The sequence below is a fragment of the Stenotrophomonas sp. YJH_SMC_119 genome (genome assembly GCF_059368315.1).
The window spans coordinates 21,912-37,667 of sequence record NZ_JCAFRP010000008.1; the positions used below are offsets into that span (position 1 = coordinate 21,912).

The following is a 15,756-nucleotide window of genomic DNA, read 5'->3' on the forward strand; positions in this document are numbered from 1 at the left end:
ATAAATCAGTGTTGCTCGAGTGCATCCAGCAGTGGCGAACGCGCAACGCCCGCTGCCACCCTTGCCCGCAACTCCTTCGGCAACTTCGACCGTCCCTGCTCTGCGGCAGACTGCGATGCGAACTCGACGAAACAACCACTTCCCGAACCGGTCAGCCGCGCCGTGCCGATGTCGCTCAACGCGGCGAACGCTGCCTCGACGGCAGGCTCACGGCGGCGCAGCACCGGTTCGAACGCGTTCCCGACCAAGGTCCCGGAAGCGAAGTCCTCTATTTTCGCCACTGGGCTGCCGCGCGTCAAATCCGGGTCTGCGAACAGAGCCGGGGTGGGAACATGAACACCCGGTTCAACCACCACATACCAGGCCGGCTCCAGCACGATCGGCTGCAGGCGCTCACCCACCCCTTCGGCCCAGGCATTGCGCCCGCGCACGAACACCGGCACGTCGGCGCCCAGGCGCAGGCCCAGCGCAGCAAGCGCGTCCTCGTCCAGACCGGCACGCCAGAGCCGGTTCAGCACCACCAGTACGGTGGCCGCGTCGGACGAACCGCCGCCAAAGCCACCACCTGCAGGAACGTGTTTTTCGACGATGATGTCTGCGCCTTGCACGATATTGGCTGCATCTTTCAGAAGCCGCGCGGCGCGGACCGCCAGGTCATCCGCCTCGGCCACGCCAGCCAGCCCCTCGCCCTGCCGGCGCACTTGGCCGTCTTCACGCAGGCGCAGACCGATGCGGTCGCCCCAGTCCAGCAGGCGGAACACGGTCTGCAGCTCGTGGTAACCATCGGCACGGCGGCCGGTGATGTGCAGGAACAGGTTCAGCTTGGCCGGGGCCGGCCACCAGGACCAGCCCGTGTCATCGCGCCCGGCACTCATGGGGTGCCCTGCCCCCATTGGTCGACCAGCAGGCGCACCTTGGCGTCGCCATTGCTGGCCTCGATCCGGCGCGGCAGCGCCGGGCGCCCGGCCTCGGCCGGGTACCAGTCCAGGTACTGCACCTGCCAGCCCATCTGCTGCATGCGACGCGGCCGGCCTTCACCATCACGCTCGACCTTCTCCGGACCGGCAGCATCACCGGCCACCAGGCCACGGATCCACGCCGGCAGCTGGTTGACCGGGATGTCCCAGCCGGTCGCCTCCAGCAGCAGTTGCTGGGCGTCTTCGCCGTCACGCGGCCCGCCGGCCAGTCCTTCCAGCCGACCGGCTTCGGAATGGGTATCGCCGATCAGCTTCCAGCTCTGCCGGGTCACCGGCGCGCTCAGCTCAACCACATAGCGGCGTCCTTCCTGCTTCCAGTCGATGCGTCCGCTGCCGCCGTCCTTGCCCTTGCTGACCGCGACCCGGCCCTGGAAAGCCCAGTCCGGCTGTGCCTGCAGCGCGGCCACGCGCGCCGCCTCGGCCTGCGCCGCCTCGGCCGAAACAACCTCGACCACCGCCGGCGCCGGGATCTTCTGCGTGCCCACGCTGGTACAGGCAGTCAGCGCCAGGGCCGCAGTTGCCAACAGCAGTGGCCGGATCAGGGAAACACTCATGGATTGAATTTCTCGCGGGCGCGCAGCAGCGCGCGGTTTTCAGGGTCGAGCTTGGCCGCTTCGTCGAAGAAATGGCGGGCCTCGTCATGCTTGCCCAGCACCCACAACACTTCGCCGACATGGGCGGCGATCTCAGGGTCCTTGGCCAGGGTCCAGGCACGGCGCAGCTGAACCAGTGCTTCTTCCTTGCGGCCCAGGCGATACAGCACCCAGCCATAGCTGTCGACGATGGCAGCGTTGTCCGGTTCGGCCACGCGGGCGCGGTCGATCAGCTCCAGCGCTTCCTGCAGGCGACCGGTGCGATCGGCCAGGGTGTAACCCAGCGCGTTCAATGCCGGCACGTTCTCCGGGTCGGTCACCAGGATCTTGCGCAGGTCGGCCTCGGCGCGCGGGATCTCGTCGCGGCGTTCCCAGGTGAGCGCACGGGCGTACAGCAGGCCGTTGTCATCCGGGTAGGCGGCCAGGCCACGGGCCAGCGCATCCAGCTCCCCGGCACTGTCGTCAGCACGCTGGCGCAGTTCGGCCTCCAGCAGGTAGGCATCGCGGCGCACATCGTCGTCGACCACCGCATCGGACTGGATCGCGTGCACTTCATCCAATGCCTGCGGCAGGCGCCCGGCCAGGGCCTGGGCATTGGCCGCGCGCAGGCGCGCCTCGCTCAGTTCATCGCCGCCGGGCACGCTGTGGTACCACTGCACCGCCTCGGGATAACGCTTCAGGTATTCGGCGATCTTGCCCAGCAGCAGGCGCTGCGCCGGGTCCGGCTTGGCCGCCTGCCGCGACAGTTCGTTGTAGAGGTTGGACAGCGCGGCCTTGTCGCCCTGCTTGGCCAGCAGCGAGGCGCGCATGCCCCAGGTCTGCACGTCCTGCGGGCCGAACGCCAGCACGCGCTCGGCGGCGGCGGGCTGGCCGAGGCTGTCATAGGCAATGGCCACTGCATTGCGCAGTTCCGGGTCCTGGCGGGTCTTCGGCTCCACATCGTGCAGCAGCGACAACGCCTTGCCGGTCTCCCCGGCCTGCTGCAGCTGGCTGGCCCGCAGCAACGCCACACGCGGTTCTTCGGGGAAGCGCTTGACCACTTCGTCGATCATGCGCCGCGCCAGCTCGGGCTTGTCCATGCGCAGGGCAAGGCGTCCGAACTCCTGCCACGCCTCGATCTTCGGCGGAATGGCGTTGGCGTCGACCAGCTCGCCCAGCACCTGCGCCGGTACTGCCGGGTCGCGGCCGCCGCCGATCAGGGCGGCCAGGGCGAACTTCCAGCCACGTTCATCCGGGTCGGCCAGCAAGGCCTGCAGATCGCCACGCGCTGCCTTCACATCGCCCTGGCGCATGGCCAGCGCGGCAGCGGCACTGCGCATGGTCAACGAGCTGGGCGCGCGCTGCTGCCAAAGGGCCAGGCCCTTGGCGGCGCTGGCGTCATCGTTGGCGAGCATGGAAATGCGGGTCGCGCGCTCGGCCAGGCCGGCGTCGCCGTCGGTCTGCTGGGCCGCCTGCAGGTACCAGCGGGCCGCCTCGGCCAGCTTGCCGGCCTGCAGCGCGAACTCACCGGCCATCACCGGTTCCAGCGCCAGTTCCTCAGTGGCCGGGGCCCGTACGGGGGCCTTGGCCGGCACCGCCGCCAGGGCCTGGCTGCAGGCCAGGGACAGCAGCAGAACACTGGGGATGCGAATCAATGCGGGCATCGTCGGCATCGGGGCCTTAAAATGTCGTCCAATGGCCAGCAGCTTATCGCAAGCAACTGAACAATGACCCTGTGGGTGCTCGGACTGAATCACCAGACCGCACCGGTGGAGCTGCGCGAGCGCGCGGCCTTCGCCGGTGAGGCGTTGCCGCGCGCGCTCGGTTCGCTGCGCGATACTCCGCAGATCGCCGAGGCGGTGCTGCTGTCCACCTGCAACCGCACCGAGCTGTATGCCGTGGCCGATTCGGCACAGGCACTGGACCAGTGGCTGCACGCCCAGGCCGGCGACCTGCAGGGCTACCTGTACCAGCATGCCGATGCAGAAGCCGTACGCCACCTGTTCCGGGTCGCCACCGGCCTGGACTCGATGGTGCTGGGCGAACCGCAGATCCTCGGCCAGGTGAAGGACGCATGGTCGACCGCGCGTGACCACGGCCTGCTCGGCCAGCGCCTGGACCGCCTGTTCCAGCAGACCTTCTCGGTGGCCAAGCGTGCGCGCACCGATACCCAGGTCGGCGCCAACCCGGTATCGGTGGCGTCGGCGGCGGTGCGCCTGGCGCAGAACGCGTTCGCGCGGCTGGACGATTCCACCGTGCTGCTGGTCGGTGCCGGCGAGACCATCGAACTGGCTGCACGGCACCTGAGCGAAGGCAAGGTACGCCGGCTGCTGATCGCCAACCGCACCCTCGCCCACGCGCAGGAACTTGCCAGCCGCCATGGTGGCGTAGCCCTGCCGCTGACCGAACTGGACCGCCACCTGGGCGAGGCCGACGTGGTGTTCTCGGCCACCGCTGCGCGCGAACCGGTGATCCACCGCGAGATGGTGGCCAAGGCCCTGCGCGCGCGCCGGCACAAGCCGATGCTGCTGTTCGACCTGGCCGTGCCGCGTGACATCGAGGCGGAGGTCGGCACGCTCAACGACGCCTTCCTCTACACCGTCGACGACCTGGAGCGCGCGGTGGAAGACAACCGCCGCGGACGCCGCGAGGCGGCCGCCGAGGCCGAGGCGATCATCGACCTTCAGGTATCGCGTTTTATCGAGACCCAGCAGGCCAGCGCCCACCAGGCGCCGCTACGACAGCTGCGTGCGTTCGGCGAGGCCACCCGCACTGAACTGCTGGAACGCGCGCGCCAGCAGCTGGCCAACGGCAAGCCGGCCGACGAAGTGCTGGAACTGCTGGCGCACGGCCTGACCAATCGATTGCTGCATCCTCCTACCGCTGCCCTGCGCGCTGCCGCACTGAGCGGCGATGCCGACCTGACCCGCGCCGCCGAGCGCCTGTTCCCGGCTACGCCGGGTTACCGCCACCCACCCGTGAGACCCGATGACGCCGACCCTGCGCCGTAAGCTGGAAGCGCTGGCCGAGCGCCGCGAAGAACTGGAACGCCTGCTCGCCGAACCCGACGTGGTCGCCGACAACACCCGTTTCCGCGACCTTTCGCGCGAATTCGCCCAACTTGAACCGATCGCCATCGCCTTGGCCGATGAATCCCGTGCCAAGGCTGATCTGGCCGCCGCCGAAGGCATGCGCGCCGATCCCGACCTGCGCGAACTGGCCGACGAGGAAATCGCCGCCGCGCAGGCGCGCCTGCTGGAACTGGAGCAGGAACTGGCGCTGCTGCTGGTACCGCGCGACCCGCGCGACGAAGGCAACCTGTTCCTGGAAGTGCGCGCGGGTACCGGCGGCGATGAAGCGGCGATCTTTGCCGGCGACCTGTTCCGCATGTACGCCCGCTACGCCGAGCGCCAGGGCTGGAAGGTCGAGATCGAATCGGACAATCCCGGCGAGCACGGTGGCTACAAGGAAGTGGTGGCACGGGTGGTCGGCCGTGGTGCGTTCTCGCGCCTGAAGTTCGAATCGGGCACGCACCGTGTGCAGCGCGTGCCGGCCACCGAATCGCAGGGCCGCATCCATACCTCGGCGGCCACCGTGGCGATCATCCCGGAGGCCGACGAAGTCGATGACATCGTCATCAACCCGGCCGACCTGAAGGTGGATACGTTCCGCTCCTCCGGCGCCGGTGGCCAGCACGTCAACAAGACCGAGTCGGCGATCCGCATCACCCACGTACCGACCGGCGTGGTGGTGGAATGCCAGACCGAACGCAGCCAGCACGCCAACCGCGACAAGGCGATGAAGCGCCTGAAAGCGCAGCTGCTCGACGCCGAGCGCCAACGCCAGGACGCGGCCCAGGCCGAGTCGAGGCGCCTGCAGGTCGGCAGTGGTGACCGCAGCCAGCGCATCCGCACCTACAACTTCCCGCAGGGGCGCATCACCGACCACCGCGTGGAGGGCCTGACCCTGTACGACCTGCCCAACATCCTGGCCGGTGACCTCGATCCGCTGCTGCAGCGGCTCAGCCACGAACACCAGGTCGACGCCCTGGCCCAGCTGTCGGCGGGCTGAGCACGATGTCGGCCTGGCAGCAGCGACAGCAACTGCAGCAAGCGATCGCCCGCCAGCCCGACGACTTCGTCGCCTGGGTGATGCTGGCCGACGTGGAACTGGAAGCCGGCGACATCGCTGCCGGCGAACAGGCCGCGCGACGTGCGCTGCAGCTGCGCCCGAATCACCCCGAAGCGCTGGCACGGCTGGGCCGCGTGGCGTGGATGGCCGGTGCACATGGCGATGCGGCCAAGCTGCTCGGCCAGGCCTCGGCATTGGCACCGCAGCATCCCGGCATTGCACTGTGGCTGGGCCATGCACTGGAAGATGCCGATGATGCCGAAGGCGCGTCGGCGGCCTATCGACGCGCGCATGGGCTGATGCCGGCCGAGCCGTACATCGCCGCCCAGCGCCTGGCCTGGCAGCGCCGCCTGTGCGATTGGCAGGACCTGGACACGCTGGCGGCACAGGTGCGCGCCGCCGTTGCCAGCGGCCAGGGCGTGGTCGAGCCGTTCGCCTTCCTCAGCGAGGACGCCAGCGCTGCCGAACAGTTGGCCTGCGCGCACACCCGTGCGCTGGCCGTGGCTGCCTCGGTGCGGCCATTGCCGCCGGCAACGGTGCGCCCGCACGGCCCGCTGCGCGTCGGCTTCCTCTCCAATGGGTTCGGCGCACATCCGACCGGATTGCTGACCGTGGCGCTGTTCGAGCAGCTGCGTCGCGACCCCGCACTGCAACTGCATCTGTTCGCACTGAACCGCGACGACGGCAGCCGCATCCGCCAGCGGCTGCAGGCAGCGGCGCAGCTGCATGATGTGGCTGGCCTGCGACATGCCGATACCGCCGCACGCATCCGCGCACAGGGCATCGACCTGCTGTTCGACCTGCGCGGCTGGGGCGGTGGCGGCACGCCGGAAGTGTTGGCGATGCGCCCTGCCCCGCTGCAGTTGAACTGGCTGGCCTATCCGGGCACGTCGGGGGCGCCGTGGATGGACGCGGTGGTCGGCGATGCCTTCGCCCTGCCGCCGGCACTGGAGCCGTGCTACAGCGAACGCGTGCTGCGCCTGCCACGAGCCTTCCAGCCGTCAGACAATACGCGCGTGCTGGAGCCTGCGCCGACCCGTGCGGACTGCGGCCTGCCCGCGCAGGGCGTGGTGTTCTGCTGTTTCAACAACAGCTACAAGCTCAACCCGCGCAGCATGGGCCGTGCCTTCGCAGTGCTGCAGGCAGTGCCCGGCAGCGTACTGTGGCTGCTGTCCGGACCGGGCCAGGCCGACGCCCGCCTGCGCACTGCCGCGCAGGCTGCCGGCCTGGACCCGGCACGCCTGGTGTTCATGGCCAAGCTGCCGCATCCGCAGTACCTGGCCCGTTACCCGCTGGCCGACCTGTTCCTCGACACGCATCCGTACAACGCGCACACCACCGCGTCCGACGCACTATGGGCCGGCTGCCCGGTGCTGACCTGCCCCGGCGACACCTTCGCCGCGCGCGTGGCCGGCAGCCTCAACCACCATCTGGGAATGGCACGGATGAATGTCGCCGACGATGCGGCGTTCATCGCCACCGCCAGCGCGCTGGGCAACGACCCTGCAGCACTGGCGGCGTTGCGCGCTGAACTGGCACAGGCGCGCGAGCGCAGCGGGCTGTTCGACATGGACGGGTTTGCCCGCGATCTGTCGGCGTTGGTGCAGCAGCTGGCGCGCGAACACGGCTGGCTGGGAACAACCGAACCGACTGGGTAATGCCGGCTGGGTAATGTCGACTGGGCAACGTCGATTGGATGACGTCGACTGGGTAGAGTCGACTGCTGGTCGACTGCCCTCGGCAGGAAGCCGAAAACCCCGCGCTGCGCGCGATAGTCGACTGACCGTCGACTCTGCCCGGCGTCGACATCACCTGGGCAGCCCCTGCGCTACGCTCGGGCTTCCTCCCCGCGTGGTGTGACGATGGCCAAGCTCAAGCGCAAGGACTACGACGAATTGCTGCTGCCGCTGCAGCTGGAACTGACCGCCATGGCGCGCTGGGTGCAGCACAGCAGACAGCGCCTGCTGGTGCTGTTCGAAGGCCGTGATACCGCAGGTAAAGGCGGCGCGATCCAGGCCATCAGCCAGCACCTCAACCCGCGCCAGTGCCGGGTGGTGGCGCTGCCCAAGCCCACCGACCGCGAAGCCACGCAGTGGTACTTCCAGCGCTACGCCTCGCACTTGCCCGCCGCCGGCGAGATCGTGCTGATGGACCGCAGCTGGTACAACCGCGCAGGCGTCGAACGGGTGATGGGCTACTGCAGCGAGACCGAGTACCAGCAGTTCCTGCGCCAGGCGCCGGTGTTCGAACAGCTGCTGGTGGACGACGGCATCCTGCTGTTCAAGTACTGGCTGTGCGTGGACCAGGAGCAGCAGGAGAAGCGCTTCGCCGAGCGCCATCTCGATCCGCTGAAGGGCTGGAAGCTCTCTCCGGTGGACCTGAAATCGCGCAGCAAGTACAGCGCCTACACCGAGGCGCGCGAGGCGATGCTGCGCGCGACGCATCGGGAGGCGGCACCGTGGACGTTGGTGGATTTCAACGACCAGCGGCTGGGCCGGCTGACGCTGGTGCGCAACCTGCTGGACCGGTTGCCGGACACGCGCGTGGATGCACCGTTGCCGGAGCTGCCGAAGCTGAAGGGCAAGCTGCATCGCGAGCACTACGATGTGCTGAAGCCGATCGAGGACTTCCCGGTCGAGGATTAGGGTAGGTCGGCAGGGCCTGCGGCCCTGCACCTGCCGAAGCCAGAGCAACGGCAACAGCAACAGCAACGGCGGGCTTCCTGAGGGATGGCGGGGCGGGTCCGGGTGGGGGGGGCGCTGCAAGTACGTCCATGTAAGCTCGGTCGCGGCTTGCTCGTGTGCGCTGTCCTGCGCACACGGCAAGACCGGGGTTGGGCGTCCTGCCCAACCCGCCCGAGGCGTGCCTCGCGCCCATGCGGCTCACGCCCCCGCACCCGGACCCACCCCGCCTTCGACAGTTCTCCGCGATCTGTCGTTGATCCACACCATGCGTGGATGCTCTTCGAATTCAATTCGAAATATTCGATTTGTCTGGAGAATCATCCACGCATGGCGTGGATCTACCAGACATGAGGAATCTGTCAGAGGTGGGGCGGTGTCGGAGTGCGGGGTGTCAGCCGCATGGATGCGGCTGCCAAGCTTACAGGGACGTACTTGCAGCGTCCCCGCACTCCGACACCGCCCCGCCATCCCACGGATAGCCCGCTGTTGCTGTTGCTTTTGCTGGGGTTGCCGGCCAGCGGCCGGCACTACCGCGGGTGCAGGGCCGCAGGCCCTGCCGCCCAACCCCATTACTTGGCAGCAGCGATCTGCTTTTCGATGTCGGCGGCCGTCACCGGGCCGAGGAAGGTGTACGCCAGCTTGCCCTGTGGATCCAGCAGGTGCGTCAGCGGCAGGCCGCGCGGCGTGGCGAAATCGGCCGGCGGATCGAACGGGTCCACGATCACGATCGGATAGGTCACCGGATGCTTGGTCAGGAACGACTGCATTTCCGGCACTTCGATGTCCTCGTAGGCCAGGCCGACCACTTCGATGTTGCTGCGCATCGCATGCAGCGCCGACAACTCCGGCATCTCCTTGCGGCACGGGGCACACCAGGTCGCCCAGAAGTTCACCACCACCCACTTGCCGCGGTGCGCGGCCAGGTCGTAGTCGCTGCCATCCACCGCCTTCATCTTCAGCGTCGGGAACTCGGCGGTGGTGCGCTCGGCCGGGGTTTCCTCGACCGGTGCCGGTGCGGTCGGCGTCGGTGCCTGCGCCGGCGGTTGGCTGCTGGCCGGCGTCGGCTCCTGGGCCGGCTTGCAGGCCGACAGTGCCAGCAGCAGGGCCAGCGGGAGCAGCAACGGGGTCTTGCGGGTCATGGCATGTCTCCAGAGTCGGTATAGATATCGCTGACCTTGCGCTTCAGGCGTTCACGCAGGGGCAGTCGCAGATCATCCAGCGCCGCCAATGCGGCACGGCCCAGGCTGTCGTCGCGATACGGCAGATGCTGCTCGGCTACCGGAATGCGCAACTGGGTACATTCGTAAAGATCGGCCAGGCTCACCTGGTCCAGGTCGCGCGAGAGCAGCCATTCGCCACGTTCATCGCGGCGCAGCAGGCCGATCTCCTGCAGGTTGCAGGCCAGGTCCTGCAGCAGCGAATCGGTCAGCATCGGCTCCAGCCGCAGGATTTCATCATCGGCCAGGCCCTTGCCCTTGGCTCGGGCATGGTGGAAGCGGCCGAGCAGGCGCAGCAGGCCATAGAACTCGTAGCCCTGCGGCAGGCGCAGTTCCACCGGCTGGTAGCGGAAGGCCGCCATCGACGAAGACAACGACGCGCCCAGCAGCACCGCCACCCAGCACAGGTAGATCCACAGCAGCAGGATCGGCACGAAGGCGACCGTGCCATACAGCTTCTGGTAGGACTGGAAGCTGCCCAGGTAGGCGCCGATGCCCCACTTCACCAGCTCCAGGATCACCGCGGCCAGAATGGCGCCAGGCACTGCATGCCGCCACTTCACCGTGTGGTGCGGCACCACCCGGAACATCAGCGTGATGCAGACGAACTCGATCAGGATCGGCGCCAGCCGCAGTGCCAGTTCGGCCAGCCAGCGGCCCTCCTGGGTGCCGAACAGCGGCATCGCGAACACCCTCGCCGACACCGCCAGCGAAGCCGCCGCGAGCATCGCGCCCAGCGTCAGTACAGTCCAGTAGACCAGGAAGCGGGTCAGCTTGGGCCGGGTCGAGCCGACCCGCCAGATCTGGTTGAAGGTTTCTTCAACACTGTTGAGCGTGATCAGCAGCGACACCACCAGCGCGATGAAGCCGGCGGCGGTGAGCTGGCCGGCACTGGCCGAGAACTGCCGCAGGTAGCCCTCGGCCGCGCGCGCGGCATTGGGCACGAAGTTGGAGAAGACGTAATCGCTGAGCTGGTCGCTCCAGCGGTCGAAGACGGGGAAGGCCGAGAGCACGCCGAACACCACGATCGCCAGCGGTACCAACGCGAACACCGTGGTGTAGGCCAGCGCCGCCGCTGCCTGGAACAGGCGGTCGTCGAGGAAGCGATGCCACAGGAAGCGGCCGAAACTGATGGCCCGTGCACGATCCCGCGCGCGCTCCATCCACAGGTTGAGCGTATCCAAAGGTTCCATCGGTGGAAGGGTACCCGATGCGGAATGCTGGCAGGATAGCCATACTGGCGACCACACGACGAGGAGAAGCGGGCACGATGGGCGAGATTCTGGTGCTGTACTACAGCCGGGGCGGTTCGGTGGCACGGCTGGCGCGCCAGATCGCGCGGGGCATCGGCGAAGTGCCGGGCATGAGCGCGCGCCTGCGCACGGTGCCGCCAGTGGCCGCCGTGACCCAGACCGCGCAGCCGCCGGTACCCGACGACGGCGCCCCCTACGTGAGCGTGCAGGACCTGGTGGAATGCCAGGGCCTGCTGCTCGGCAGCCCCACCCGCTTCGGCAACATGGCCGCGCCGGTCAAGCACTTCCTGGATGGACTGGGCGCCGAATGGGTCAATGGCACCCTGTCCGGCAAGCCGGCCGGCGTGTTCACCTCCACCGCCTCGATGCACGGCGGCCAGGAATCGACCCTGCTGTCGATGCAGGTGCCGCTGCTGCACCACGGCTGCGTGATCGTCGGCATCCCGTTCACCGAACCGGCGTTGAGCCACACCACCAGCGGCGGCACGCCCTATGGCGCCAGCCACGTGGCCGGTGCCGCCGACGATCCGCAGCCGACCGACGACGAGGCCGTGCTGGCCCGCGCGCTGGGCCGCCGGGTGGCCGACATCGCGCAGCGGTTGGCCCGATGAGCCGCCCGCCGCGCACGGTCCTGCTGCTGGCCCTGATGGGGCTGGCCGCGCTGTTCGCAGGCTGGTTCATCAATGACAAGCACTGGCTGGCCACCCAGCTGGTGTTCACCGCGCCGCCGCTGGCGCTGGCCTTTGCGCTGCGGCTGGGCTGGCGCAAGGCCGGGTTCTGGGCCTCGGTGCTGGCGCTGGGCTGGTTCAGCCACGGCGTGATGAGCGCCTGGAGCCACCCGGAAACACGCTGGCTGGCGCTGATCGAAATCGCCCTGGCCCTGCTGGTGATCTTCAGCGCCAGCCTGCCGGGGCTGCGCGCCCGCTTCGGCAAGCGACGCTGACGCTGCGCCCGCCGGGCCGTATCATCTGTGTTCCTGGCCCCGCGCCGCTGTACCTGTCCTGGTTTCGCGCATGCACATGATGGAAGAGCTCCTGGTCGTCACCACCGGTGGCACGATCGACAAGATCTACTTCGACGACAAGTCGGACTACCAGATCGGCGACCCCCAGATCGGCATGATCCTGCGCGAGCTGGGCGTGACGTTCCGCTTCAACGTGATTCCGATCCTGCGCAAGGATTCGCTGCACATCAACGACGAAGACCGCGAACTGATCCGCGCCACCATCGCCGCGCAGCCGACCCGCCACGTGCTGGTGACCCACGGCACCGACTCGATGGTGCAGACCGGCAAGGTGCTGGCGACGATCCCGGACAAGACCATCGTGATGACCGGCGCGCTCAGCCCGGCGCGGTTCCGTGGGTCGGATGCGGAGTTCAACATCGGCTGCGCGATCGGTGCGGTGCAGTCGCTGCCGAGCGGCGTATACATCGCCATGAACGGTCGTATCTTCGATCCGCAGCACGTGCGCAAGAACGTGGCCGCGAACCGCTTCGAGTCGGTCTGAGGAACAGCATGCCGACCAAGGTCGGCACGCACCAAAGCGCTGCCCTTGCAAGGCCGGTACCTACCCAAAGAAGAACGCCCCGGCCTGAGCCGGGGCGTGCCCATGGAGAGGGGCTTGGGCTCAGTACTGGGCGTTGAGGGTCAGGCCCGAGAAGGTGCTGTAGGCCTTCACCCGCACATACCAGGTGCCGGCGGCAGGACTGTTGATGGTGCAGGTCTCGCTGTTGCCGCTCAGGTACGGACGGCAGGTGTAGGTGGTATCGGTCGGGGCACTGCCTTGGCGCACATACAGGTCGGCATCACCGCTGCCGCCACTGATCGCGACGCGCAGCTGGGTGCTGCCGGCCGGAACCGCGACGGTGTAGTTCAGCTCGGCACCGGTCGCAGCGCCCAGGCCGGTCACCGGTACGTTGTTCTGCAGCACGTTGCCACCCGGGTTCGGGTTGCCGCCACCATTGATCGCTGCGGCCACGGCGGCATTGGCGTCGATGATGCCGGCGCCGCAACCACCCGAGCAGGCGCCCGGCAGCGGACGTGCCGTGCTCTTGATGATGCTCTCGACCTGCGCCGGGCTCAGCGGGCTCGGAGCGACCGACTGCATCAGCGCGACCACGCCGGCCACGTGCGGCGCCGCCATCGAGGTGCCGTTGTACGACGCGTAGGTCGCGCTGCCCGGCGTGGTGGTGCCGGTGTTGAGGGTGGACAGGATGCTCTGGCCCGGTGCCGAGATGTCGATGCCGGTACCGTAGTTGGAGAAGCTGGCACGTGCACCGGCTGAGGTGGTCGCCGCCACCGCGATCACGTTCGGGCAGTTGGCCGGCACCGACGAGGACACGTTGGTGTTGCTGTTGCCGGCGGCGACCACCACGGTGGTGCCACGGCCGACCGCGCCGTTGATCGCGTTCTGGTAGGTGGTCGAGCAGCTGCCACCGCCGCCCAGCGAGAGGTTGATGACTTCGGCCGGATTGGCGTTGGCCGGTACGCCGCTGACGGTGCCACCGGACGCCCACACGATCGCATCGGCGATGTCGGAGGTGTAGCCGCCGCACTTGCCGAGCACGCGCACCGGCACGACCTTGGCATTGAACGCGGTACCTGCCACGCCGGTACTGTTGTTGGTCACCGCCGCCACGGTGCCGGCAACGTGGGTGCCGTGCCAGCTGGAGTTGGAGGCCGGGATGCCCGAGCCACACTCGTTGGCGCCGTACCAGTCGCCTTCGTCGTTCGGATTGTTGTCGCGGCCGCCGCCATCACGCGCCATCGCGGCGTCGCTGATGAAGTCATAGCCCGGCAGGATGTTGGCGTTGAGATCGGCATGGTTGGTGATGCCGGTATCGATCACGGCCACCACCACGCCGGTGCCGGTGGCCTTGTCCCAGGCCGGCCGGATGTTGATGCCGGCATTTGAGGTGCCGAAGCCCCATTGCTCGCTGAAGCGGGTGTCGTTCGGGGTCAGCGTCGCGCGCATGATCTGGTCGACTTCGACGTATTCCACGTTCGGGTCGGCGGCCAGCTTGCGCATCAGCAGTTCGGATTCGGCCTGGTCGAGCGGACGGTCGGTCTTGACCAGGGTCGGGCCGACGGCCAGCTTGCGGACCTGCTGCAGGCCCAGCGCGCGGCCCTGGCTGCTGGCCAGGCCGGCGGCGGCCGTCTTCAGCGACGAAGCCAGCGCAGTAGTGTTGGCCACGGCGGCGCTGCCGTCGCGGTACTTGACGATGAAGCGCTGGTGCGTCGGCGCGGACTGCAGGCCGCTGAGCTGGACATCACCGGCCAGCGCAGGCGTGGCCAGCAGCAGCGATGACAGAACGGACGCACCAAGGACCACCCACACTCGACGCACACGCGGTTGCGTTACCTGGGACATCGTATTTCCCTTTCTTGTGGTGTGAATGCCGGAATCGGCAGAAGCACCGGCCCGAACCCTGGGCTGGCTTGCATTGGCGAGGTTCGAAGTCCGGTGAGTCAGCGGATCCCCCTAACGATCCGCCGTGCACATGACGCTAATGGCCGAAACCGGACACCACAAGATTTTCAGCGTCTTTTCAGCAAGATGAAATGTTCGTTCTGAGACTTTTCGGGTCGAGGGTTTGTGAAGGTGAAGGAACCTTCTCGTGTCCTGCACAGACCTGACTGGGCCGTCACGTGTCCTGGAATGACTATGCCGACATCGGCGTTCGCTGATTCGGGGTCAGATCCCTTTTCCCATGGAAAAGGGATCTGACCGCAGGCCCATAACGCAGAAAGCCCGTCACGGGGACGGGCTTTCCGGAAGAGCAGTCGAGCGTGGCTCGACGCTACAGTTCAGCGTGGGCGATCAGCCCAGCTTGACCAGCCAGTTGTGGCGGTCCGGCAGGCGGCCATACTGGATGTCGGTCAGCTCCTTGCGCAGCGACATGGTCACTTCGCCGGCCGGCGCGTTGATGTCGCCCACCGAGAAGCCCTCGCCCTTCAGCTGGCCGATCGGGGTGACCACCGCGGCGGTGCCGCAGGCGAACACTTCGCTGATCGCGCCGGAGGCCACGCCGTCCTTCCACTCGTCGATGCTGACCTTGCGCTCTTCGACCTTCATGCCGCGGTCGCGGGCCAGCTGCAGGATGCTCTCGCGGGTGATGCCCTCGAGGATGCTGCCCGACAGTTCCGGGGTCACCAGAGTGCCGTCCTTGTAGACCAGGAACACGTTCATGCCACCCAGTTCTTCCAGGTACTTGCCTTCGACCGGGTCGAGGAACAGCACCTGCGAGCAGCCCTGTGCCTGCGCCTTCTGCTGCGGCAGCAGCGACGCCGCGTAGTTGCCACCGCACTTGGCGGCACCGGTGCCGCCCTTGGCCGCACGCGCGAATTCGGTGGACAGCCAGATCGACACCGGGGCCACGCCCTTGGCGAAGTACGGGCCGGCCGGGCTGGCGATGACGTAGTAGCCGGCCTTGTGCGCGCCGCGCACGCCGAGGAAGGCTTCGTCGCCGATCATGAACGGGCGGAAGTACAGGCTGGACTCATCGGCCGACGGCACCCAGTCACTGTCGACCGCGATCAGCTGCTTCAGCGATTCGACGAAGATCTCCACCGGCAGTTCCGGCAGCGCCAGGCGCTGCGCCGAACGCTGCAGGCGACGGCCGTTGGCATCCGGACGGAAAGTCCAGATCGAGCCATCGGCATGGCGGTAGGCCTTGATGCCTTCGAAGATTTCCTGGCCGTAGTGCAGCACGGCCGCAGCCGGATCCAGCTGCAACGGGCCGTAGGCACGCACGTTGGCGTTGTGCCAGCCGGCATCCTTGTCCCAGCGCACTTCCACCATGTGATCGGTGAAGTGCAGGCCGAAGCCCGGCTTCTCCAGGATCTTGGCGCGCTCTTCAGCGCTGCGCGGGTGGTCCGAACGGGTAACGGCGAAGCTGGGGATGGACTGGGACACCGGAGG

The 15,756-nt window shown here is 68.0% G+C and carries 14 protein-coding genes; 7 read left to right on the forward strand and 7 right to left on the reverse strand.

Features of this window, described 5'->3' with window-relative positions; all coding sequences use genetic code 11:
* Positions 1-5: 5 nt before the first annotated feature.
* From ispE to AC5P6S_RS13405, 3 genes are read right to left on the reverse strand one after another with little or no spacing between them, the layout of a single operon-like run.
* Complete coding sequence (gene ispE, locus AC5P6S_RS13395) at positions 6-875, reverse strand: 4-(cytidine 5'-diphospho)-2-C-methyl-D-erythritol kinase (protein WP_005408190.1); 870 nt, start codon at positions 873-875, stop codon at positions 6-8.
* Entirely contained in the window at positions 872-1,531 is a 660-nt protein-coding gene (gene lolB, locus AC5P6S_RS13400) for a lipoprotein insertase outer membrane protein LolB (protein ID WP_049417788.1), read from the reverse strand. Before lolB ends, ispE begins: the two co-directional genes overlap by 4 nt.
* On the reverse strand, positions 1,528-3,213 hold the full coding sequence (locus AC5P6S_RS13405; protein ID WP_171956746.1) for a tetratricopeptide repeat protein: 1,686 nt from the start codon (positions 3,211-3,213) through the stop codon (positions 1,528-1,530). The genes lolB and AC5P6S_RS13405 overlap by 4 nt, the downstream gene beginning before the upstream one ends.
* A gap of 63 nt (positions 3,214-3,276) precedes the next feature.
* Between AC5P6S_RS13405 and hemA the strand changes: the two genes are divergently transcribed.
* From hemA to ppk2, 4 genes are all read left to right on the forward strand, one after another.
* On the forward strand, positions 3,277-4,560 hold the full coding sequence (gene hemA, locus AC5P6S_RS13410) for a glutamyl-tRNA reductase (RefSeq protein ID WP_012479225.1): 1,284 nt from the start codon (positions 3,277-3,279) through the stop codon (positions 4,558-4,560).
* Positions 4,538-5,620: a peptide chain release factor 1 gene (gene prfA / locus AC5P6S_RS13415; RefSeq protein ID WP_005412330.1), complete on the forward strand. Its 1,083-nt coding sequence runs from the start codon at positions 4,538-4,540 to the stop codon at positions 5,618-5,620. Before hemA ends, prfA begins: the two co-directional genes overlap by 23 nt.
* A gap of 5 nt (positions 5,621-5,625) precedes the next feature.
* Positions 5,626-7,338 (forward strand): O-linked N-acetylglucosamine transferase, SPINDLY family protein, encoded by a 1,713-nt coding sequence (locus AC5P6S_RS13420; RefSeq protein WP_049417783.1) that lies wholly within the window; start codon positions 5,626-5,628, stop codon positions 7,336-7,338.
* Between the two features lie 204 nt (positions 7,339-7,542).
* Positions 7,543-8,325, forward strand: a complete 783-nt coding sequence (ppk2, locus tag AC5P6S_RS13425) for a polyphosphate kinase 2 (protein ID WP_049417781.1) — start codon at positions 7,543-7,545, stop codon at positions 8,323-8,325.
* Between the two features lie 608 nt (positions 8,326-8,933).
* Here the strand turns inward: ppk2 and AC5P6S_RS13430 are convergent.
* Entirely contained in the window at positions 8,934-9,503 is a 570-nt protein-coding gene (locus tag AC5P6S_RS13430) for a TlpA family protein disulfide reductase (RefSeq protein WP_049417647.1), read from the reverse strand.
* Positions 9,500-10,774, reverse strand: a complete 1,275-nt coding sequence (locus AC5P6S_RS13435; protein WP_005408182.1) for a YihY family inner membrane protein — start codon at positions 10,772-10,774, stop codon at positions 9,500-9,502. The genes AC5P6S_RS13430 and AC5P6S_RS13435 overlap by 4 nt, the downstream gene beginning before the upstream one ends.
* A gap of 77 nt (positions 10,775-10,851) precedes the next feature.
* Between AC5P6S_RS13435 and wrbA the strand changes: the two genes are divergently transcribed.
* The 3 genes from wrbA (at position 10,852) to AC5P6S_RS13450 (ending at position 12,342) form a co-directional block, all read left to right on the forward strand.
* The gene (gene wrbA, locus AC5P6S_RS13440; protein WP_005408181.1) at positions 10,852-11,445 is read left to right on the forward strand and encodes an NAD(P)H:quinone oxidoreductase; all 594 of its coding nucleotides are present in this window, start codon (positions 10,852-10,854) and stop codon (positions 11,443-11,445) included.
* Entirely contained in the window at positions 11,442-11,777 is a 336-nt protein-coding gene (locus tag AC5P6S_RS13445) for a DUF2069 domain-containing protein (protein ID WP_005408180.1), read from the forward strand. Before wrbA ends, AC5P6S_RS13445 begins: the two co-directional genes overlap by 4 nt.
* 79 nt (positions 11,778-11,856) lie before the next feature.
* Positions 11,857-12,342 (forward strand): asparaginase domain-containing protein, encoded by a 486-nt coding sequence (locus AC5P6S_RS13450; protein WP_010481766.1) that lies wholly within the window; start codon positions 11,857-11,859, stop codon positions 12,340-12,342.
* Positions 12,343-12,462: 120 nt separating this feature from the next.
* Here the strand turns inward: AC5P6S_RS13450 and AC5P6S_RS13455 are convergent, their stop codons facing one another.
* Entirely contained in the window at positions 12,463-14,205 is a 1,743-nt protein-coding gene (locus AC5P6S_RS13455; RefSeq protein WP_005408178.1) for a S8 family peptidase, read from the reverse strand.
* Between the two features lie 450 nt (positions 14,206-14,655).
* Positions 14,656-15,750: a branched-chain amino acid aminotransferase gene (locus AC5P6S_RS13460; RefSeq protein ID WP_012479223.1), complete on the reverse strand. Its 1,095-nt coding sequence runs from the start codon at positions 15,748-15,750 to the stop codon at positions 14,656-14,658.
* Between the last annotated feature and the right edge of the window lie 6 nt (positions 15,751-15,756).